Annotated in this window: 19 protein-coding genes, 4 tRNA genes and 1 pseudogene; 19 read left to right on the forward strand and 5 right to left on the reverse strand. The window is 56.7% G+C overall.

The window, feature by feature from the left end; genetic code table 11:
• Positions 1 to 126 precede the first annotated feature (126 nt).
• Entirely contained in the window at positions 127 to 636 is a 510-nt protein-coding gene (locus tag GBC55_RS25230; RefSeq protein ID WP_162440159.1) for a DUF1993 domain-containing protein, read from the forward strand.
• Positions 637 to 717: 81 nt separating this feature from the next.
• On the opposite strand, the gene sstT is transcribed toward GBC55_RS25230, so the two are convergent.
• Entirely contained in the window at positions 718 to 1950 is a 1233-nt protein-coding gene (gene sstT / locus GBC55_RS25235) for a serine/threonine transporter SstT (protein ID WP_162440160.1), read from the reverse strand.
• A gap of 336 nt (positions 1951 to 2286) precedes the next feature.
• On the opposite strand from sstT, the gene GBC55_RS25240 reads away from it, so the two are divergent.
• Positions 2287 to 3441: an MFS transporter gene (locus GBC55_RS25240; protein WP_162440161.1), complete on the forward strand. Its 1155-nt coding sequence runs from the start codon at positions 2287 to 2289 to the stop codon at positions 3439 to 3441.
• A gap of 4 nt (positions 3442 to 3445) precedes the next feature.
• On the opposite strand, the gene nhaR is transcribed toward GBC55_RS25240, so the two are convergent.
• Complete coding sequence (gene nhaR, locus GBC55_RS25245) at positions 3446 to 4345, reverse strand: transcriptional activator NhaR (protein ID WP_162440162.1); 900 nt, start codon at positions 4343 to 4345, stop codon at positions 3446 to 3448.
• 135 nt (positions 4346 to 4480) lie between these two features.
• On the opposite strand from nhaR, the gene GBC55_RS25250 reads away from it, so the two are divergent.
• Positions 4481 to 4723, forward strand: coding sequence for a hypothetical protein (locus GBC55_RS25250; RefSeq protein WP_162440163.1), 243 nt, complete (start codon positions 4481 to 4483; stop codon positions 4721 to 4723).
• A 28-nt stretch (positions 4724 to 4751) separates the two neighbouring features.
• Positions 4752 to 5501 (forward strand): TerC family protein, encoded by a 750-nt coding sequence (locus GBC55_RS25255; protein ID WP_162440164.1) that lies wholly within the window; start codon positions 4752 to 4754, stop codon positions 5499 to 5501.
• A gap of 79 nt (positions 5502 to 5580) precedes the next feature.
• Here GBC55_RS25255 and GBC55_RS25260 read toward each other — a convergent pair whose 3' ends face one another.
• Positions 5581 to 5763 (reverse strand): hypothetical protein, encoded by a 183-nt coding sequence (locus GBC55_RS25260; RefSeq protein ID WP_162440165.1) that lies wholly within the window; start codon positions 5761 to 5763, stop codon positions 5581 to 5583.
• Positions 5764 to 5906: 143 nt separating this feature from the next.
• Between GBC55_RS25260 and GBC55_RS25265 the strand changes: the two are divergent.
• The 3 genes and pseudogenes from GBC55_RS25265 to GBC55_RS25275 all read left to right on the forward strand — a co-directional run bounded on the left by GBC55_RS25265 (position 5907) and on the right by GBC55_RS25275 (position 7157).
• A pseudogene (locus tag GBC55_RS25265) lies at positions 5907 to 6634 on the forward strand (peptidase C39 family protein).
• Positions 6635 to 6726: 92 nt separating this feature from the next.
• Positions 6727 to 6933 (forward strand): DUF6021 family protein, encoded by a 207-nt coding sequence (locus GBC55_RS25270; protein WP_162440167.1) that lies wholly within the window; start codon positions 6727 to 6729, stop codon positions 6931 to 6933.
• Between the two features lie 17 nt (positions 6934 to 6950).
• The gene (locus GBC55_RS25275) at positions 6951 to 7157 is read left to right on the forward strand and encodes a hypothetical protein (protein WP_162440168.1); all 207 of its coding nucleotides are present in this window, start codon (positions 6951 to 6953) and stop codon (positions 7155 to 7157) included.
• A gap of 277 nt (positions 7158 to 7434) precedes the next feature.
• Here GBC55_RS25275 and pbpG read toward each other — a convergent pair whose 3' ends face one another.
• Together pbpG and folD are read right to left on the reverse strand one after the other, a co-directional pair.
• Entirely contained in the window at positions 7435 to 8373 is a 939-nt protein-coding gene (gene pbpG, locus GBC55_RS25280) for a D-alanyl-D-alanine endopeptidase (protein WP_162440169.1), read from the reverse strand.
• A 236-nt stretch (positions 8374 to 8609) separates the two neighbouring features.
• A complete protein-coding gene (gene folD / locus GBC55_RS25285; protein ID WP_162440170.1) occupies positions 8610 to 9464 on the reverse strand; it encodes a bifunctional methylenetetrahydrofolate dehydrogenase/methenyltetrahydrofolate cyclohydrolase FolD in 855 nt (284 codons plus the stop codon).
• A 275-nt stretch (positions 9465 to 9739) separates the two neighbouring features.
• On the opposite strand from folD, the gene GBC55_RS25290 reads away from it, so the two are divergent.
• From GBC55_RS25290 to GBC55_RS25345, 12 genes are all read left to right on the forward strand, one after another.
• A tRNA-Arg gene (locus GBC55_RS25290) sits at positions 9740 to 9816 on the forward strand.
• 33 nt (positions 9817 to 9849) lie between these two features.
• Positions 9850 to 9925, forward strand: a tRNA-His gene (locus tag GBC55_RS25295).
• Between the two features lie 57 nt (positions 9926 to 9982).
• Positions 9983 to 10067, forward strand: a tRNA-Leu gene (locus tag GBC55_RS25300).
• Between the two features lie 78 nt (positions 10068 to 10145).
• Positions 10146 to 10221, forward strand: a tRNA-His gene (locus tag GBC55_RS25305).
• 104 nt (positions 10222 to 10325) lie between these two features.
• Positions 10326 to 10538 (forward strand): hypothetical protein, encoded by a 213-nt coding sequence (locus GBC55_RS25310; protein ID WP_162440171.1) that lies wholly within the window; start codon positions 10326 to 10328, stop codon positions 10536 to 10538.
• 78 nt (positions 10539 to 10616) lie between these two features.
• Positions 10617 to 11927 (forward strand): trigger factor, encoded by a 1311-nt coding sequence (tig, locus tag GBC55_RS25315; RefSeq protein WP_162440172.1) that lies wholly within the window; start codon positions 10617 to 10619, stop codon positions 11925 to 11927.
• Between the two features lie 93 nt (positions 11928 to 12020).
• Positions 12021 to 12656, forward strand: coding sequence for an ATP-dependent Clp endopeptidase proteolytic subunit ClpP (gene clpP / locus GBC55_RS25320; RefSeq protein WP_162440173.1), 636 nt, complete (start codon positions 12021 to 12023; stop codon positions 12654 to 12656).
• Between the two features lie 113 nt (positions 12657 to 12769).
• The gene (gene clpX, locus GBC55_RS25325) at positions 12770 to 14053 is read left to right on the forward strand and encodes an ATP-dependent Clp protease ATP-binding subunit ClpX (protein WP_007946893.1); all 1284 of its coding nucleotides are present in this window, start codon (positions 12770 to 12772) and stop codon (positions 14051 to 14053) included.
• 161 nt (positions 14054 to 14214) lie between these two features.
• A complete protein-coding gene (lon, locus tag GBC55_RS25330; RefSeq protein ID WP_162440174.1) occupies positions 14215 to 16611 on the forward strand; it encodes an endopeptidase La in 2397 nt (798 codons plus the stop codon).
• Positions 16612 to 16760: 149 nt separating this feature from the next.
• Positions 16761 to 17033: an HU family DNA-binding protein gene (locus GBC55_RS25335; protein ID WP_002552737.1), complete on the forward strand. Its 273-nt coding sequence runs from the start codon at positions 16761 to 16763 to the stop codon at positions 17031 to 17033.
• A 234-nt stretch (positions 17034 to 17267) separates the two neighbouring features.
• Positions 17268 to 19139: a SurA N-terminal domain-containing protein gene (locus GBC55_RS25340; RefSeq protein WP_162440175.1), complete on the forward strand. Its 1872-nt coding sequence runs from the start codon at positions 17268 to 17270 to the stop codon at positions 19137 to 19139.
• A gap of 181 nt (positions 19140 to 19320) precedes the next feature.
• Positions 19321 to 19981: DUF2242 domain-containing protein (locus GBC55_RS25345; RefSeq protein WP_247267003.1), on the forward strand; the 661-nt coding region annotated here is incomplete at its 3' end.

Raw genomic sequence — 19981 nt, forward strand, 5'->3', positions numbered from 1 at the left:
CACTGTGGCGAATGGACTGGCGTGTTCATCGGTAACTGATTGCAGCGCATCGACACCAACGTGCCATCCGTTTCCAAGGCTATAATCGCCTCCACGTTTTTCCTCCTGTCACCTCATGAGACTGCCATGACCATTTCCCTGTATGACGCTTCCGTTCCTGTTTTCAAGCAAATGCTCAACGCCCTGAGCGATGTGCTGAACAAGGCTGAAGCCCACGCTACTGCCAAGAACATTGATCCAAATGCCTTCCTGCAGGCTCGCCTGTACCCGGACATGTTCCCGTTGGTACGCCAGGTGCAGATCGCCGTTGATTTCGCCAAGGGCGTTTCCTCGCGTCTGGCTGAAGTTGAAGTGCCGAAGTACGAAGACACCGAAACCACCTTCGCCGAGCTGCAAGCGCTGATCACCAAGGTCCTGGCCTACATCGGCGAGATCAAGCCGGAGCAGATCAATGGCAAGGAAGGCATCGAGATCGTTACCCGTCCTGGCACGCCAAAAGAGAAGCGCTTCAGTGGTCAGGCTTACCTGCTGAGCTACGGCCTGCCGCAGTTCTTCTTCCACGTCACCACCACCTACGCCTTGCTGCGTCACAACGGTGTGGAAGTGGGCAAGCGTGATTACATGGGCGCGTTCTAAACCGCCCAGCGACAAAAAAGCCCGCCAAGGTGTAAGCCTTGGCGGGCTTTTTTTGTTTTTCTGTGGGAGCCCGGCTCGTGTTTACGCCATTCGTTGGGCTTTCTCTTCTTCGCCCAGGCAAGCCGCCGCGGTGAACAGCACATCGGTCGACGAATTCAGCGCCGTCTCTGCCGAATCCTGCAACACGCCGATGATGAAGCCGACCGCGACCACTTGCATGGCGATTTCGCTCGGGATACCGAACAGGCTGCACGCCAGTGGGATCAGCAGCAACGAGCCGCCGGCCACGCCCGAGGCGCCGCACGCGCAGATCGCTGCAACGACGCTCAGCAGGATGGCCGTCGGGATATCCACGGCGATACCCAGCGTATGCACGGCAGCCAGCGTCAGCACGGTAATGGTGATCGCCGCGCCGGCCATGTTGATGGTCGCACCCAGCGGGATCGAGACCGAGTAAGTGTCTTCGTGCAGGCCCAGGCGTTTGCTCAATTCCAGGTTGACCGGAATGTTCGCCGCCGAGCTGCGGGTGAAGAAGGCCGTGATGCCGCTCTCGCGCAGGCACGTCAGCACCAGTGGATACGGGTTGCGCCGCAGCTTCCAGAACACGATGAGCGGGTTCATCACCAGTGCCACGAAGAGCATGCAGCCCAGCAACACGGCCAGCAGATGCGCGTAGCCGATCAGGGCGCCGAAACCGGAGGTGGCCAGGGTCGAGGCCACCAGGCCGAAGATGCCCAAGGGCGCAAAGCGGATCACCAGGCGCACAATCACGGTCACGCCGTTGGAAAGGTCGCCCAGCACTTCACGGGTGGTGTCGCCGGCATGGCGAATGGCAATGCCCATGCCGATTGCCCAGGCCAGGATGCCGATGAAGTTGGCGTTCATCAGGGCGCTGACCGGGTTGTCGACCACGCTCAGCAGCAGGCTTTGCAGGACTTCACCAATGCCGCCCGGCGCGGTCACCGCAACGTCCTGGGTCGACAGCACCAGGTTCGATGGAAACATCATGCTGGCGACGACCGCGACCACAGCGGCGGCGAAGGTGCCCAGCAGGTACAAAAACAGAATCGGCCGGATATGGGTTTCCTGGCCGTGCTTGTGGTTGGCAATCGATGCCATCACCAGCACAAACACCAGAATCGGTGCGACGGCTTTTAGCGCGGAGACGAACACTTTGCCGATGAACGCCGTGGACTTCGCCACGTCGGGTGCAAGCAGGGCCAGGGCGATACCGGCAAGCAGGCCGATCACGATTTGCGTAACCAGGCTCAAGCGTGTCAGGCGTTGCAATAGAGAAAGGGATGAAGCAGTCATAAAACGGCATCTCTGATTTTTTATAAGTGCGAGGCTTCGCCATTCCTGTGGCAACAATCAGGCAGGCCACAGGCAGGAAACCGAAAAGTGTCGCGACATCGACGCTAATGACGGTCGATGAACACAGGGCATACGTTTTTCAGGGCGCGGACTTTATCACAGCGTAGGCCGTATCTTTCAGACCTGTGACGAACTGCCGCCGGGGCATTCAACGCAATAGGCAGGTTTGTGCAACCACGTCTGGAAACACTCTGTTAAGATTGCGCATCCTCATTTTCATGTTCTGCCAGTGGGCCCTCGGGCTATCGCTGGTGTCGTCGTTTTCTGGAGTTCTGCATGCTGTTGCCCATCCTTCTGTTGTCGGCCGCCGGTTTCACGGTGCTGACCACGGAATTCGTCATCGTCGGCCTGTTGCCGGCCATCGCCCGTGATCTGGAGGTCAGCATCCCGCAAGCGGGGCTGCTGGTGACGCTGTTCGCCTTCACCGTCGCCGCATTCGGGCCGTTCCTCACGGCCTACTTCGCCCGGTTCGAGCGCCGCAAGTTGTTTATTTCGGTGCTGATCATGTTCGGTCTCGCCAACACGCTGGCCGCCTTCGCGCCGAACATTTGGGTGATGGCCGTTGCGCGGCTGATTCCGGCGCTCGGGCTGCCGGTGTTCTGGGCGTTGGCCAGTGAGACGGCGGTGGACATTGTCGGGCCGGATTACGCCGGACGGGCCATTGCCAAGATCGGTTTCGGCATCGTCTGCGCCACCGTGTTCGGCATTCCGGTCGGTACGTTGATTTCCGATGCGTTTGGCTGGCGCAGTGCCTTCGGTATTTTGGCGGTGATTGCGTTTGCCAAGGCGCTGCTGCTGTTTATCTACCTGCCTCAAACCGATTTGCATCAGCACCAGGTGAGTTTCCGTTCGCAGTTCAAAATCCTTCGCAGCCCGTTGATGATCGGCCACGTGGTGCTGTCGGTCCTGGTGTTCAGCGGCATGTTCACCGCTTATACCTATCTGGCGGACATCCTCGAACGACTGGCCGGGTTCAACGGCACCGTGGTTGGCTGGTGCCTGATGGGCTTTGGCGCCGTAGGGCTGATTGGCAACTCGCTGGGGGGCCGAGCGGTGGACCGTCACCCACTGATTGCTTCGATGATGTTCTGCGCGTTCATGATCGCCGGCATGGTGGCGTTGGTGCCGAACATTCATTCGCCGGTTGGACTGGCAGCCGCGATGGGCATCTGGGGCGTGACGCAGGCTGCGTTGTTCCTGGTCAGCCATGTACGGCTGATGAAAGCCGCCCCGGAGGCGCCAGCCTTTGCCGCCTCGCTGAACATTGCCGGCGCCAACCTTGGCATCGGCCTGGGGGCTATGGTCGGCGGGCGGGTGATCGACAGCGTCGGTTTGCAAGGCCTCGGTTTTGCGGCAGCGGCGTTTATCCTGGCGTCGATTTTGCTGTCGATCGCCTTGATGACCTTCAAGCCGCGTGAACTCTGCGCCTGAGTGTCTACACCGCCGTAAACAGCTCGCGTCGGGCACCTTCGGTAATCGCAACGATGCCGGGGTGCTTGACCTTACGCTCTACTGAAATGGCGTAGAACGACTCGGTCACGGCGTCGGTCTGGCCAATCAGCTCCACGCCATATTGGCGTTTCACTTCATCGGCGATCACGCTTGGCCCGATGAAAATCCCGCTGCCGGACTGGCCAAACGCTTGCATCAGGGCGCTGTCATCGAACTCGCCAACGATGCGCGGCTGGATCTGCTGCTCGGCGAACCAGCGTTGCAAGCGACTGCGAACGACGGTTTCCGGCCCGGGAATCAGCAAGGGTGCGCCGTTGAGGCTGCGAGGGAAATCCTGGCCATATTGCGCGGCCAGGGTGGCGGTGGCGAAAAAGCTGATACCGCATTCGCCGAGTTTCTGGCTGTAGCCTTTGATGTCGAGATGAGAGGGCATCGGGCTGTCGGAAATCACCAGGTCCAGGCGCTGGATCGCCAGGTCGGCCAGTAGGCGTTCGAGCTTGTCCTCGCGACAGGTGATGCGCAGCGGCTCGCTCAATTCCATGGTGGGCGCGATCAGGCGATAGACGATGGATTTGGGCACCACGTCCGCGACGCCCACCCGAAACAGAATCTGCTGCTCATTGGGTTGCGCCCGCAGCATCAACTCCAGCTCTCCCCCCAACTGAAACATTTGCTCGGCGTAGGTGAGGGTCTGCCGCCCGGCTTCGGTGAGTTCCAGCTGTCGACCTACTCGCCGAAACAATTCAATGCCATAGGTTTGTTCAAGCAAGGAGATCTGCCCGCTGATGGTTTGCGGCGTCAGATTCAATTGCTCGCAGGCACGTACGATGCTGCCGGTTTTGGCAACGACCCAGAAGTAGTGCAGCTGACGGTAGTTGAGCATGTTGTTCTACAGTTCGTAAAAACCGAAGTATAACCGCTAAAAATACGAATTTTACTGAAGTGTTTGTCTCCCTAGAATGCGTCGCTATCAACGGGCCACTGTATTGGCTCTGTTTGTTCTATCGAGGAAAGCGACATGAAGCTTAAAACCACAGCAGTGTTGATCGCGTCTTTACTGCTATTGGCCGGCTGCGATCAGGCTGAGAAAAGCGCTCAGCAACTGATGGGCAAGGCTGCCGAAACGGCCAAGCAGGCTATCGACGATACTCACAAAGCTGCCGAACAGGCGATCAGCGACGCCACGGGCGGGTTGATCAGCCAGAAAGAACCATCGGACGAAGATAACGAGAAAAAAGAATCTTCGTCCCAGGAAATCTAAACCGCCTTAAACGAGTCAGGACTGACCCATGGAATACCTTTTAGAACTTGCTGCAAGCCCCACCGCCTGGGTCGCCTTGGCCACGTTGGTGGTGATGGAAATCGTGCTCGGCATCGATAACCTGATCTTTATTTCGATCCTGACCAACAAGCTGCCAATGGAACACCGGCAGAAAGCGCGGCGCATTGGTATCGGCATGGCGTTGATTCTGCGTCTGGCGCTGCTGAGCACCATCGCGTTCATCGTCCAGTTGACGGCGCCGGTGATCGAGATTCTCGGTCACGCGTTCTCCTGGAAGGACATGATTCTGATCGCCGGTGGTCTGTTCCTGTTGTGGAAGGCGACCACCGAGATCCATCACAGCATGGACCCTGCGCCTGAAGATCCGAAGTCCGCCACCTCGACTGTGACCCTGGGCTTTGCCGCCGCGATCGGTCAGATCCTGATGCTGGACATGGTGTTTTCCATCGACAGCATCATTACCGCCGTCGGCATGACCGAGCATTTGCCGATCATGATCATCGCGGTGGTGGTGTCGGTGTTGGTGATGTTGCTGGCAGCTGATCCATTGGCCAAGTTCATCAACGACAACCCGACGGTGGTGATGTTGGCGCTGGGCTTCCTGATCATGATTGGCATGACGCTGATCGCCGAAGGCTTCGGCGCCCATGTACCGAAAGGCTACGTGTATGCAGCCATGGCGTTCTCGGCAACGATCGAATGCTTGAACATGATGTCGCGCAAGGCCAGGCAGAAGCGTATCGCCGCTGAAGCTTAAGCCGCGTTAAACAAAACGGCCGCCTGTACTCGAAAGAGCGCAGGCGGCCGTTTTCGTTTGAACGGTTTAAACGCGACGGTCAGTGAGCGGTCGCGACCTTTGCGTTTTTTGGTGCGGGTGCCGATTGAACAGGTGGATGATGGTGCCGGCGAGCAATACGCAGCACACCCCACAACATGGCGGCGGCGACGGCCAGCCAGCCCGAAATCAGCATTACTATGGTCATTGCCAGGCTCATCAGTGCCTCCTCTTTGCCCTGCATCGGGCACACACTCTTTCCAAGTGACAGTCTAGTCGCTGCCATGTTTCAGGCTATTGACCAAAGGTCGCCTGTCACCAACCAGTTCGCTCTATCGAATGCGCACGTCTGACGTATAAGGCTATACCGCTGCCGCGCCGCGTCCTATGATCGACGGCCAAGCCGGGAGCGCGATGGCCCGGCGTCTGAACAGAGAGTGATGATGGTGCGGGTATTTTCTCGAATTGTTTCTACGGTGCTGCTGGCGGGTGTTGTTGCGGGCCTGGCGGGTTGTGCGGGGAGCGTTGCGCCCGAGATCAAGCGTCTGCCGGAGCGGGTCGAACTCAGCGGTACGTTCTACCGTGGGCAGGACAATCAAAGTGGCCCTCAGGTGCTGGCCAGCCTGCTGTCGCAACAGGGTGTGGTCATCACTCCGGGGTTGCTCGACAAGCCGCTGCATTTGCCGGGGGACGAAGCCCGGTTGCAGCAGAACATGCTGAACCTTGCCCGGGAATACGGCATGGTTGTCTATCCGCTGGACAGCAATCTGCCCGCGTTGCTAACGCAGGTGGCCGCCGGGTACCCGGTCATGGTGCGGTTCACCGAAGGCTCGGCTTTCTGGGCTGAACCGCGCTACGCCATCCTCGCCGGCTACAACACTCAGAAGCAGACCGTGCTGCTGCGTGCGGGGATGAATCGCCGAGCACTGATGAGCTTCAGCTCATTCGAGTCGTCGTTCAAGGACGCGGGTGGCTGGGCGGTTTTGATTCAAAAGCCGAATCAGATTCCGGCCAATGTCGATCAATCTCGCTGGTTGAAAGCCGCTAACGAGCTGGCTCAGGCGGGTCAGGAACAAGCCGCCGCCCGTGCGAAGAAGGCACTTGGCGCACAGTAAGTCCGTTCGTCATCTGCCGGGCACCGACGCGCGTCGTCGACCTCTTAAAGGATAAGGCCCGGATTTTCCGGGCCAGACCAAGGAGGCGCCCCATGGCACAGTCCAATACTCCCGCAGGCCCGCATTCGTCGGAACACTCATCCGGCGATGAGCTGGGTTTCGACCCCGATTCGCCTGACGTCGCTGACCCTCAGGTGGATCCCATCGGGCCCGCCAAAGCCCCCCGGGATGTGAAGCCGGGTGACGATGACAAGGCTCCGGCGAAGCCCTACGACCCGCTTGCTGATCTCAAACCCTGATGTCTCGTGAGGTGCCTATGTCTACCGATTCGAGTTTCAACGACAAACGCCCGGACAGTGTTCCAACCACGCCCGCTGATGAGATCGACCCGGTCATGGACCCGGACAGCCCTATGAGGGACCCCATGGCGAGGCCGGTGGTGGTGCCAACCGAGCACACCAAAGATCCCAGTGCCGGAGACGGCATTCCCGATGACGATCAGATGCCGTTGCCCAACGATTGACTCAGCAGGATGAAAAAAGCCCCGAAGAATCGTAATGCTGTTTACTTAAGAAAAGTTTCAGGCGATCAGAATATTGTGGCGAGGGGATTTATCCCCGTAGGGCTGCGAAGCAGCCCCAAAAGCCGCAATTTGAGGTGTATCAGGTATACCGCGTAGGCGGGTTTTACGGCTGCTTCGCAGCCGGACGGGGATAAATCCCCTCGCCACGAATGTATGTCCATCACTTAAGTGAACATCATTACCGAAGAATCGGGGCTTTCTTTTGGTTGGAGGCGGCTTACTTCGACGCTTCGACCACGCCGCTCTGGCGGTTCTTGAGGTTCTTCTCTGATTTGTATTGCAGCGCCACCGACGGTACGTTCGCGCCCTTGCCGGTTTCAACCCAGCTGCGAATACGACTGGCATCGGCAAAGTGTGTGTACTTGCCGAAAGCATCAAGGATCACTAACGCCACCTGGCGATTTCCCATGGTCGTCACGAGCACCAGGCAGTGGCCGGCCTGATTGGTGAAGCCCGTCTTGGTCAAGCGAATGTCCCAGTTCGGTTTATTGACCAGGTGATCGGTGTTGCGGAAACCCAAGCTGTAGTTGGGCTTGCGAAACGAAACGGTTTTTTCTTTAGTAGTGCTCAGTTCGGTGAGCAGTGGGTACTTGTGCGCGGCTACCAGCAATTTGCTCAGGTCGCGGGCAGTGGAGACGTTGCGCGGGGACAGACCGGTAGGTTCGACGAAGTGGGTGCTGGTCATGCCCAGTGCCTTTGCCTTGGCGTTCATCGCGGCAATGAACGCGACGTAGCCGCCCGGGTAGTGGTGGGCGAGGCTGGCGGCAGCGCGGTTTTCCGAGGACATCAAGGCAATCAGCAGCATTTCCCGGCGAGGCATTTCGCTATTGAGCTTGACCCGGGAGAAGACGCCTTTCATTTCAGGCGTGTCGCTGATGTTGATGTTGATGTACTCATCCATGTTCTGCCGGGCTTCAACAATGACCAGGCCAGTCATCAATTTGCTGACAGAGGCGATCGGTACCACCACGTCCGGGTTGCTGGCGTAGATGACTTTGTTCGTCTGCATGTCCATCAGCAGTGCGCTGCCTGAGGCGATCTTCAGCTGCGATGTGTCCCGAGGCGCCGCGGTTGTTTCTGCGGCGTTGACCGCTGGCGTGATGAGAGTCCCTGTAACTGCAAACACTAGGCTCAGGATGGAAAGACGGATTTTCACGCTGGCAAACTCATAAGAGGTGGATAAGCCGTTTTGTAACGGGCTGTTTCTTAAAACCGACGCATTTTAGAAGTATGGCTGAAGAACTGTCGATGGTTGATGAAATAACGGGTGAAAGTCCTTGAAAAGCCGTACAAAACAGCAGGTTTCCGGCGAGCGGTAGGCTTTTTTCTGCGGGCAAAAAGAACCCCGCCATTGGCGGGGTCCTTTTTTCACGTTCATGTCGCTACGTGAACTCAGCTGTGCAGCGTTTCCGCCGCATACAGCGTGTTTTCCAGCAGGCAGGCTCGGGTCATAGGGCCAACGCCGCCAGGAACCGGAGTGATCCAGCCAGCACGGGGCAGGGCGGTTTCGTAGATGACGTCACCGACCAGCTTGCCGTCGTCCTGGCGGTTGATGCCGACGTCGATCACGATCGCGCCTTCCTTGATCCATTCCCCCTTGACCAGGCCCGGCTTGCCGGCGGCAACCACCACCAGATCGGCACGGCCGACATGGCCGGCGAGGTCCTTGGTGAAGCGGTGGGTGACGGTGACGGTGCAACCCGCCAACAGCAACTCCATCGCCATCGGGCGTCCAACAATATTGGAAGCTCCGACAACGACTGCATCCATGCCGTACAGGTCGACACCGGTGCTTTCCAGCAAGGTCATGATGCCTTTGGGTGTGCACGGACGCAGCAGCGGAATACGCTGGGCCAGACGGCCGACGTTGTACGGGTGGAAGCCGTCAACGTCTTTGTCCGGGCGAATGCGCTCGAGCAATTTCGAGGCGTCCAGGTGTTCCGGCAGGGGAAGCTGAAGCAGAACACCATCGATTGCCGGGTCTTCGTTCAGTCGATCGATCAGATCGGTGAGTGCTTCCTGAGTGGTTTCGGAAGGCAGGTCGTAGGCTTGGGAAAGGAAGCCGACCTCTTCACAGTCTTTACGCTTGTGCGAGACATAAACCTGAGAGGCAGGATCGCTGCCGACCAGGATCACCGCGAGACCGGGCGTGCGCAGGCCTTGCTGGCGACGCTCGGTAACGCGTTTGGCGATCTGCTGGCGCAGGCTGGCGGCGATCGATTTGCCGTCGATTAGTTGTGCAGTCATTGCGCGTGATTAACCATCGAGAGGGGAAAAAAAGAGAACGCATTCTCGCATGTCATGAGGTGAGGGCAAAGGCGCTTGGTCTGCAAATTCCCCTAACCCCTTTAATTAAATGAATTTTTTTTAAAAAGGATTTGACGACCCCTGGGGGGGGCTATACTATTCGTCGCACTTGTCGGGCACAGCCTAGCACTGGTTAAGAAGGTCTAGCAGAGTTACGGTTCTGCAAGGCTGGAAAGCACTTAGTTTGTAGTCGTCCAAGAGTACAGATTAACAAGGCGCCCGTAGCTCAGCTGGATAGAGCATCCGCCTTCTAAGCGGATGGTCGCAGGTTCGAGTCCTGCCGGGTGCGCCATTTAGGCAGCTTTGGCACAAGTAACGCGATATGGTGGGCGTAGCTCAGTTGGTAGAGCACGGGATTGTGACTCCCGTTGTCGAGGGTTCGATCCCCTTCGTCCACCCCATATTTCGAAAGGCGCCAGATTAACAGTCTGGCGCCTTTGCTTTAACAGCTTCAATCCGCGGATGTGGTGGAATTGGTAGACACACTGGATTTAGGTTCCAGCGCCGCGAGGCGTAAGAGTTCGAGTCTCTTCATCCGCACCAATTAAAACTTCTCTCATGCCGATTGGCCTGGTGGGAGTTCAACGAAGAAGTTGTTTGGCTTCTTTGTTATGCAAGATGGTGGGCGTAGCTCAGTTGGTAGAGCACGGGATTGTGACTCCCGTTGTCGAGGGTTCGATCCCCTTCGTCCACCCCATATTTCGAAAGGCGCCAGATTTAACAGTCTGGCGCCTTTTTTGTTTCTGAGTATTCACCGGCCGCAGGTTCTGGGTCGTATGAGCAGGGCGTTTCGTCGTATTTATGTTTCTCGATGATGCCGCACTGCCCGCCGACCATGCTCGCACGGTCGGCTGCCAGGGCAATGACTGGCAACTGCTTCTATATATAGAAGGGTTGGCGCAGAGCCTCGGCGTGATTGGCTTTATTTGCTACCAGGGCGAGATGCATTCGTGCATTCGCACCTATAAATTGCCTGCTGCGTTTTTACCCGTTTTCAGTAGGGTGACTTCTTGAGTTTGACCTACTAGAATGCATGCCCTTGATTCTGGGGTCGGAAACGGCCGGCCAACGTCTGTGCAACGAGGAATATCCATGCAAGTTTCTGTTGAAAATACTTCTGCTCTTGAGCGCCGCATGAGCATCACCGTGCCGGCTGAGCGCATCGAGACTCAGGTCAACAAGCGTCTGCAGCAGACTGCCCAAAAGGCCAAGATTGCTGGCTTCCGTCCAGGCAAAGTGCCGATGAGCGAAATCAAGCGCCGTTTTGGTGCTGATGCGCGTCAGGAAGCTGTTGGCGACGTTATCCAGTCCTCTTTCTACGAAGCCGTTGTTGAGCAGAAGCTGAACCCGGCTGGCGCGCCTTCGATCGAGCCGAAATCGCTTGAAGCGGGCAAAGATCTGGAATACGTAGCCATTTTCGAAGTGTTCCCTGAGTTCACCGTAGCTGGTTTCGACGGTATCGCTGTTGAGCGCCTGAGCGCTGAAGTGACCGACGCCGATCTGGACAAGATGCTGGACGTGCTGCGCAAGCAGAACACCCGTTTTGAAGTGGCCGATCGCGCTGCCCAGAACGAAGACCAGCTGAACATCGATTTCGTTGGCAAGGTTGACGGTGAAGTGTTCGCGGGTGGTTCCGCCAAAGGTACTCAGCTGGTTCTGGGTTCCGGCCGCATGATCCCTGGTTTCGAAGACGGTCTGGTTGGCGCTAAAGCCGGCGAAGAGCGCGTTCTGAACCTGACCTTCCCAGAGGACTATCAGAACCTCGACCTGGCTGGCAAAACCGCTGAGTTCACCGTTACTGTGAACACTGTTTCCGAGCCAAAACTGCCAGAGCTGAACGAAGAATTCTTCGCTCAATTCGGCATCAAGGAAACCGGTCTGGAAGGCTTCCGCACCGAAGTTCGCAAGAACATGGAGCGCGAGCTGCGTCAGGCGATCAAATCCAAGGTCAAGAATCAGGTAATGGACGGTCTGCTGGCCACCAACCCGATCGAAGTGCCTAAGGCTCTGCTGTCCAACGAAGTTGACCGTCTGCGCGTGCAGGCTGTTCAGCAATTCGGCGGCAACATCAAGCCTGACCAACTGCCGGCCGAGCTGTTCGAAGAACAAGCCAAGCGCCGCGTTGTACTGGGTCTGATCGTGGCTGAAGTGGTCAAGCAATTCGACCTCAAGCCTGACGAAACCCGCGTTCGCGAAATGATTCAGGAAATGGCTTCGGCCTACCAAGAGCCTGAGCAAGTTGTGTCTTGGTACTACAAGAACGACCAGCAGCTGAACGAAGTTCGTTCGGTTGTGCTTGAAGAACAAGTTGTGGATACTGTTCTGCAGAAGGCTAACGTGACCGACAAATCGGTCTCTTACGAAGAAGCAGTCAAGCCGGTAGAAGCTCCACAAGCCGACTGATCGTTTTTGCGCTAAGAAGTACACACCATAAGCCAGCCTTCGTGCTGGCTTATGCGTATTCAAGACATAACTATTTGGGAGTGACTGCAGAGCATGTTCCGTAATTCGTATATTCAGCAGAACTCTGATATCCAGGCCGCTGGCGGCCTGGTCCCGATGGTTGTCGAGCAGTCCGCTCGTGGCGAGCGCGCCTACGACATTTACTCGCGTCTTCTCAAAGAGCGAGTGATCTTTCTGGTGGGTCCGGTAGAGGACTACATGGCCAACCTGATCTGTGCGCAACTGCTGTTCCTTGAAGCGGAAAACCCGGACAAGGACATCCATCTCTATATCAACTCCCCGGGCGGTTCGGTGACGGCGGGCATGTCGATCTACGACACCATGCAGTTCATCAAACCCAACGTATCGACCACCTGTATCGGTCAAGCATGCAGCATGGGTGCTTTCCTGCTGACGGCCGGTGCTCCTGGCAAGCGCTACTGCCTGCCGAACTCGCGTGTGATGATTCACCAGCCACTGGGCGGTTTCCAGGGCCAGGCATCGGATATCGAAATCCATGCCAAGGAAATCCTCTTCATTCGTGAGCGGCTCAACACGCTGATGGCCAAGCACAGCGGGCACACTCTTGAAGAAATCGAGCGTGATACCAACCGCGATAACTTCATGAGCGCAGAGGCCGCGCGTGACTACGGGTTGATCGACGAAGTGATCGCCCAGCGCCCAGCGTAAAAATAAGCAGCTCAATTTAGGGTTGGTCGGCTGGTCTGATCATCGGCGGGCTTGAAAAAGCCCGCAATAGCCTTCATCTTGTGTTGCAAGCCTATCGGATTTGGATCGAACGAATGACTGACACCCGCAACGGCGAGGACAACGGCAAGCTGCTCTATTGCTCCTTCTGTGGCAAAAGCCAGCATGAAGTACGCAAGTTGATTGCCGGCCCCTCGGTCTTTATCTGCGACGAGTGCGTCGACCTGTGCAATGACATCATCCGAGAGGAGGTGCAGGAAGCCCAGGCCGAAAGCAGCGCGCATAAATTGCCTTCGCCTAAAGAAATCAGCGGCATCCTTGATCAGTATGTGATTGGTCAGGAGCGTGCAAAAAAGGTTTTGGCCGTAGCGGTGTACAACCACTACAAACGTCTGAACCAGCGTGACAAAAAGAATGACGACGTCGAACTCGGCAAGAGCAACATCTTGCTGATCGGCCCGACAGGCTCGGGTAAAACCCTGCTTGCCGAAACACTGGCTCGTTTGCTGAACGTTCCGTTCACCATCGCCGACGCGACCACCCTCACCGAGGCTGGCTACGTAGGTGAAGATGTCGAGAACATTATTCAGAAGCTGCTTCAGAAGTGCGATTACGACGTAGAAAAGGCCCAGATGGGCATCGTCTACATCGATGAAATCGACAAGATTTCGCGCAAGTCTGACAACCCGTCGATCACCCGGGACGTTTCCGGTGAAGGCGTGCAGCAGGCCTTGCTTAAATTGATCGAAGGCACGGTCGCTTCCGTTCCACCACAAGGTGGTCGCAAGCATCCGCAGCAGGAATTCCTTCAGGTCGATACCCGTAACATCCTGTTCATCTGCGGTGGTGCATTCTCCGGTCTGGAAAAAGTTATCCAGAACCGTTCCACCAAAGGCGGCATCGGTTTCAACGCCGAAGTGCGCAGCAAGGAAGAAGGCAAGAAAGTGGGCGAGTCCCTGCGTGAAGTCGAACCTGACGATCTGGTCAAGTTCGGTCTGATCCCGGAATTCGTCGGCCGTCTGCCAGTTCTTGCCACGCTGGACGAGCTTGATGAGGCTGCGTTGATGCAGATTCTCACCGAGCCGAAAAATGCTCTGACCAAGCAGTATGCCAAGCTGTTCGAGATGGAAGGTGTGGACCTGGAATTCCGGGCCGATGCGCTGAAATCCGTCGCCAAACGTGCACTGGAACGCAAGACCGGTGCCCGTGGCCTGCGATCGATTCTCGAAGGTGTATTGCTCGACACTATGTACGAAATCCCCTCGCAGTCCGAGGTGAGTAAAGTAGTGATCGATGAAAGCGTTATAGAAGGCAAGTCCAAGCCACTGTATATCTACGAAAACAGTGAGCCGGCTGCCAAGGCCGCGCCAGACGCCTAAGCGTCACGCAGCTGGAATAAAGAAGGGGCCTTCGGGCCCCTTTTCTTTTTGCGCGTTTTAACGCTGTCTTTGTGCTTGTTTTTTTCAAGGGCAGCCCCCATCTTGGTTTCAAGCTTACTTCCATCTGTTTACGGCCATATGGCCGCCGTAGAGGCGAAATCATGAAGACAACCATCGAATTGCCTCTCCTGCCATTGCGTGATGTTGTGGTTTATCCGCACATGGTTATCCCGCTGTTCGTGGGGCGCGAGAAATCCATCGAAGCCCTCGAGGCAGCGATGACGGGCGACAAGCAGATCCTTCTGCTGGCTCAGAGAAACCCTGCTGACGACGATCCCGGTGAAGAAGCACTTTATCGCGTAGGTACCATTGCGACCGTTCTGCAGCTGCTCAAGCTGCCTGATGGCACGGTCAAGGTTCTGGTCGAAGGTGAGCAGCGGGGCGCTGTGGAGCGCTTCAGCGAAGTGGACGGCCACTGCCGTGCCGAAGTCTCCCTGATCGACGAAGTCGACGCACCCGAGCGCGAGTCCGAAGTATTCGTTCGTAGCTTGCTGGCGCAGTTTGAGCAGTATGTTCAGCTGGGCAAGAAGGTCCCTGCGGAAGTCCTGTCGTCGCTGAACAGCATCGACGAGCCAGGGCGTCTGGTCGACACCATGGCCGCGCACATGGCCCTGAAAATCGAGCAGAAGCAGGAAATTCTCGAAATCATTGATTTGTCAGCCCGTGTTGAGCACGTGCTGGCGCTGCTGGACGCCGAGATCGACTTGCTGCAAGTCGAGAAGCGCATTCGCGGTCGCGTTAAAAAGCAAATGGAGCGCAGTCAGCGCGAGTACTACCTGAATGAGCAGATGAAGGCCATTCAGAAAGAACTCGGCGACAGCGACGAGGGCCACAACGAAATCGAAGAGCTGAAAAAGCGCATTGATGCCGCTGGCCTGCCAAAAGATGCCCTGGCCAAAGCCCAGGGTGAACTGAACAAGCTCAAGCAAATGTCGCCGATGTCCGCGGAAGCCACCGTGGTGCGGTCGTACATCGACTGGCTGGTCCAGGTGCCGTGGAAGGCTCAGAGCAAAGTCCGCCTGGATCTTGCTCGTGCCGAAGACATTCTCGACGCCGACCACTACGGTCTGGAAGAAGTCAAAGAACGCATCCTCGAATACCTCGCCGTGCAAAAACGCGTGAAGAAAATTCGCGGACCGGTGTTGTGCCTGGTCGGACCTCCGGGTGTGGGTAAAACTTCCCTGGCCGAGTCGATCGCTCACGCCACCAACCGTAAATTCGTGCGCATGGCACTCGGCGGCGTACGTGATGAAGCGGAAATTCGTGGTCATCGCCGTACTTACATCGGTTCGATGCCAGGAAGATTGATTCAAAAGATGACGAAAGTGGGCGTTCGCAACCCGCTGTTCCTGCTCGATGAAATCGACAAAATGGGCAGCGATATGCGGGGCGATCCGGCGTCGGCGTTGCTGGAAGTGCTCGATCCCGAGCAGAACCACAACTTCAACGATCATTACCTCGAAGTCGACTACGACCTGTCCGATGTGATGTTCCTTTGCACCTCCAACTCCATGAACATTCCGCCGGCGCTGCTGGACCGGATGGAAGTGATTCGTCTGCCGGGCTACACCGAAGACGAAAAGATCAACATTGCCGTCAAGTACCTCACGCCCAAACAGATTACGGCTAACGGCTTGAAGAAAGGCGAGCTGGAATTCGAATCCGAAGCGATCCGCGACATCATTCGCTACTACACCCGCGAGGCCGGCGTACGCGGGCTTGAGCGTCAGATTGCCAAGGTTTGCCGCAAAACGGTCAAAGAGCATGCCCTGGAAAAACGCTTCTCGGTGACCGTCACGGCGGACATGCTGGAGCACTTCCTCGGCGTGCGTAAATTCCGCTACGGCCTGGCTGAATCGCAGGATCAAATCGGTCAGGTGACCGGGCTGGCCTGGACTCAAGTGGGCGGCGAACTGCTGACCATTGAAGCCGCTGTTGTGCCTGGCAAAGGCCAGTTGATCAAGACCGGTTCGTTGGGTGATGTGATGGTCGAATCGATCACTGCAGCTCTTACCGTAGTGCGCAGTCGTGCGAAGAGCCTGGGGATTCCCCTGGACTTCCACGAGAAGCGCGATACGCATATCCACATGCCGGAGGGGGCGACCCCGAAAGACGGTCCTAGCGCTGGTGTGGGCATGTGCACGGCCCTGGTGTCGGCATTGACCGGGATTCCGGTTCGCGCTGATGTCGCCATGACGGGTGAAATCACCCTGCGTGGGCAGGTGCTGGCGATTGGTGGCTTGAAAGAAAAACTGCTCGCGGCTCACCGCGGTGGGATCAAGACGGTGATCATTCCTGAAGAGAACGTACGCGATCTGAAGGAAATTCCTGACAATATCAAGCAAGATCTGCAGATTAAACCAGTTAAATGGATTGACGAGGTCCTGCAAATTGCGCTGCAATACGCGCCGGAGCCCTTGCCTGATGTGGCTCCCGAGATAGTTGCGAAGGATGAAAAACGCGAGTCTGACTCTAAGGAAAGAATTAGCACGCATTAGTACGCATTTGCCTGGGGGGCTTCCTTGACAGCTTTTTAGAGCCCTTGTTATAAAGCGGCTCTTATAGTGTCTGTAGGCCATTCAGCACTCGTTTTTGCTTTCACCAAAAAACTTAGAATCATACTCAAATAGATATAAGGGGACTTAGAGTGAACAAGTCGGAACTGATTGATGCTATCGCTGCATCCGCTGATATCCCGAAAGCTGCTGCTGGCCGTGCGCTGGACGCTGTAATCGAATCCGTCACTGGCGCTCTCAAGGCTGGCGACTCTGTTGTTCTGGTTGGTTTCGGTACTTTCTCCGTGACTGATCGTCCAGCTCGCATCGGTCGTAACCCACAGACCGGTAAGACGCTGGAAATCGCAGCCGCTAAAAAGCCAGGTTTCAAAGCCGGTAAAGCGCTGAAAGAAGCTGTCAACTAAGTACGATTCAGGTTTTTGCCTATCCGGGTCGGGGTCATACCTGACCTGGCAGCGGAGCGGTAGTCCAGTCGGCACAATGCCGGTCCGAGACACCGAGGGTCGCATGTTCGAACCCATCGGTCCGCTCCGCCAGTTACGAGAAGGCGCATCCTCGGATGCGCCTTTCTTCTATCCGGATTCTACCCACGCTCCACGGTTGCCTAAATTTGAAGTTCAACCGTTTCTGGGGGACGCATGCTGCAGAATATCAGGGACAATTCACAAGGCTGGATTGCCAAAACCATTATCGGGATCATCGTTGTACTGATGGCGTTCACCGGTGTCGAAGCCATATTTCAGGCAACGAGCAACAGCCAGGACGCGGCCAAGGTCAACGGTGAAGAAATCAGCCAGAACGAGCTGAGCCAGGCGGTTGATATGCAACGCCGTCAACTCATGCAACAGCTGGGTAAAGATTTCGACGCTTCCTTGCTCGACGAAAAAATGCTGCGCGAATCGGCTCTCAAGGGCCTGATCGATCGCAAGCTGCTGCTGCAAGGCGCAGAAGACTCGAAATTCGCTTTTTCCGAAGCCGCTTTGGACCAGGTGATCCTGCAAACGCCTGAATTCCAGGTGGATGGCAAGTTCAGTGCCGAGCGTTTCGACCAGGTTATTCGTCAACTGGGCTACAGCCGGATGCAGTTCCGCCAGATGCTGGCTCAGGAAATGCTGATTGGTCAGTTGCGCGCCGGTTTGGCGGGCAGCGGTTTTGTCACCGATGCTCAGGTACTGGCATTCGCCCGTCTGGAAAAACAGACCCGCGATTTCGCCACCTTGAACGTCAAAGCCGACCCTGCTGCGGTGAAGCTGACCGACGATGAGGTCAAGGCTTACTACGACGAACACGCCAAGGAATTCATGACGCCGGATCAGGTGGTCATTGACTACCTCGAATTGAAGAAGTCCTCCTTCTTTGATCAGGTCAGCGTGAATGACGAAGACCTGCAAGCGGCGTATCAGAAAGAAATCGCGAACCTGGCCGAGCAACGCCGGGCTGCGCACATTCTGATCGAAGTGAACGATAAAATGACCGAGGCGCAAGCCAAGGCCAAGATCGAAGACATCCAGGCCCGTCTGGCCAAAGGCGAGAAATTCGAGGCGTTGGCCAAGGAATTCTCCCAGGATCCGGGTTCGGCCAACAACGGTGGTGACCTCGGCTACGCAGGTCCAGGTGTTTACGATCCAGCGTTCGAGACAGCGTTGTATGCGCTGAACAAGGACCAGGTTTCTGCACCGGTTCGTACGGACTTCGGTTTTCACCTGATCAAGCTGTTGGGTGTTGAAGCGCCTGAAGTGCCGACGTTTGCCAGCTTGAAAGACAAGCTGACCCGCGAGGCGAAAACCCAGCAGGTGGAACAGCGTTTCGTCGAGGCTACCAAGCAATTGGAAGACTCGTCGTTCGAAGCTTCCGATCTGGCTCAGCCGGCTCAGGACCTGAAACTGACCGTTCACACCTCCAAGCCATTTGGCCGTGAAGGTGGCGAAGGTGTTGCAGCCAACCGTGCCGTAATCGCTGCAGCGTTCAGCCCGGAAGTTCTGGATGAAGGTGCCAACAGCACTGCCATCGAGCTGGATCCTGAAACCGTGATCGTGCTGCGTGCCAAGGAACACTTGAAGCCTGCACAATTGCCGCTGGAAAGCGTGAATGCCAGCATTCGCCAGCAATTGGCCATGGAACACGCCAGCGCTGCTGCGAAAACCAAGGCTGATGAACTGATCGCCAGCCTGCGTGATGGCAAGACTCCTCTGGACAAGGCTGTTGACGGCCAAAACTGGAAAGTCACCGAAGCGGCGACTCGCGGTCAGGAAGGGATCGACCCTACCGTGCTGCAAGCGCTGTTCCGTATGCCGAAACCCGCTGCCAAGGACAAGCCGACTTTCAACAGCGTGACCCTGGCGGATGGTAGCCTGGTGATCGTGCGCTTGAACGGCGTCAACGAAGCCGCTGCACCGACCGAAGAAGAGAAGGCTCAATACCGTCGCTTCCTCGCCTCGCGCATCGGCCAGCAAGACTTTGCGGCCTATCGCAAGCAGCTGGAGAGCTCCGCAGACATCAAGCGTTTCTGATGCCTGACTGAGTTATCCGCGTAATAAAAAAACCCCAGCCGACCAGCTGGGGTTTTTTATGGGCACAAATAAAATAATCGATGGTCAGTACCTCTGTAACTGATTCAAGACACAATCGATGTCACGCTAATCATCGATCTGTTGCACAATACGCCCCGAATCGTTTTCCTCAGGATGTTCAATGTTTAAATCATTTCCCATGCGGGTTGTCGGACTGGCGTTGGTACTGGCCGCTGCTGCCGGCTGTTCGTCAAAAAAATCCGCGATCTATGAGCATGAGAATTTCGATGATTCCGGAACGTTTTCTCGCAATTACCCGGTGACAGATGCGCAAACGTGCGAAGCCGCTCGCAGGGCCTTGCTCAGTCAGGGCTACATCATCACCAGCAGCGATCCGAAACTGGTGAGCGGGCACAAGAGCTTCCAGCAAACCGGCGAGACCCACATGGAGATCAGCTTCAGCGTGGTCTGTGCCGATGATGGTAGCGAAGGGCATCACGCCACCATGTTCGCCAACGCCTTGCAGGACCGCTATGCGCTGAAGAAGACCAATAACTCCGCCAGTCTCGGTGTGGGTGTGCTGGGTTCGGTGTCGATGCCGATTGGTTCGTCCGATGACTCGATGGTCAAGGTCGCGAGTGAGACCGTGTCTTCCGCCAAGTTCTACGAGCGATTCTTCGCCCTGGTCGAACTGTTCCTGCCGCCTGAAGCGAAAAAGGCCGCGCACATCGTCGAGAAGCCGAAAACCGATCTGGGTGTACCTGAAGTGAAAGCTGCACCGGCGCCGTTGGCACCCACGCCAGCCCCTGCCACGCCAGCTCCTGCCCCGGCAGCGGCCCCCG

The sequence above is a fragment of the Pseudomonas sp. TNT3 genome (assembly GCF_010095445.2).
In the GTDB taxonomy this organism is placed as follows: Bacteria; Pseudomonadota; Gammaproteobacteria; order Pseudomonadales; family Pseudomonadaceae; genus Aquipseudomonas.

Bases quoted from the DNA above. Each gene is read 5' to 3' on its own strand.
- GBC55_RS25230 (WP_162440159.1), top strand. From the start codon at position 127: ATGACCATTTCCCTGTATGACGCTTCCGTTCCTGTTTTCAAGCAAATG.
- sstT (WP_162440160.1), bottom strand. From the start codon at position 1,950: ATGACTGCTTCATCCCTTTCTCTATTGCAACGCCTGACACGCTTGAGC.
- GBC55_RS25240 (WP_162440161.1), top strand. From the start codon at position 2,287: ATGCTGTTGCCCATCCTTCTGTTGTCGGCCGCCGGTTTCACGGTGCTG.
- nhaR (WP_162440162.1), bottom strand. From the start codon at position 4,345: ATGCTCAACTACCGTCAGCTGCACTACTTCTGGGTCGTTGCCAAAACC.
- GBC55_RS25250 (WP_162440163.1), top strand. From the start codon at position 4,481: ATGAAGCTTAAAACCACAGCAGTGTTGATCGCGTCTTTACTGCTATTG.
- GBC55_RS25255 (WP_162440164.1), top strand. From the start codon at position 4,752: ATGGAATACCTTTTAGAACTTGCTGCAAGCCCCACCGCCTGGGTCGCC.
- GBC55_RS25260 (WP_162440165.1), bottom strand. From the start codon at position 5,763: ATGCAGGGCAAAGAGGAGGCACTGATGAGCCTGGCAATGACCATAGTA.
- GBC55_RS25270 (WP_162440167.1), top strand. From the start codon at position 6,727: ATGGCACAGTCCAATACTCCCGCAGGCCCGCATTCGTCGGAACACTCA.
- GBC55_RS25275 (WP_162440168.1), top strand. From the start codon at position 6,951: ATGTCTACCGATTCGAGTTTCAACGACAAACGCCCGGACAGTGTTCCA.
- folD (WP_162440170.1), bottom strand. From the start codon at position 9,464: ATGACTGCACAACTAATCGACGGCAAATCGATCGCCGCCAGCCTGCGC.
- GBC55_RS25310 (WP_162440171.1), top strand. From the start codon at position 10,326: ATGTTTCTCGATGATGCCGCACTGCCCGCCGACCATGCTCGCACGGTC.
- tig (WP_162440172.1), top strand. From the start codon at position 10,617: ATGCAAGTTTCTGTTGAAAATACTTCTGCTCTTGAGCGCCGCATGAGC.
- clpP (WP_162440173.1), top strand. From the start codon at position 12,021: ATGTTCCGTAATTCGTATATTCAGCAGAACTCTGATATCCAGGCCGCT.
- clpX (WP_007946893.1), top strand. From the start codon at position 12,770: ATGACTGACACCCGCAACGGCGAGGACAACGGCAAGCTGCTCTATTGC.
- lon (WP_162440174.1), top strand. From the start codon at position 14,215: ATGAAGACAACCATCGAATTGCCTCTCCTGCCATTGCGTGATGTTGTG.
- GBC55_RS25340 (WP_162440175.1), top strand. From the start codon at position 17,268: ATGCTGCAGAATATCAGGGACAATTCACAAGGCTGGATTGCCAAAACC.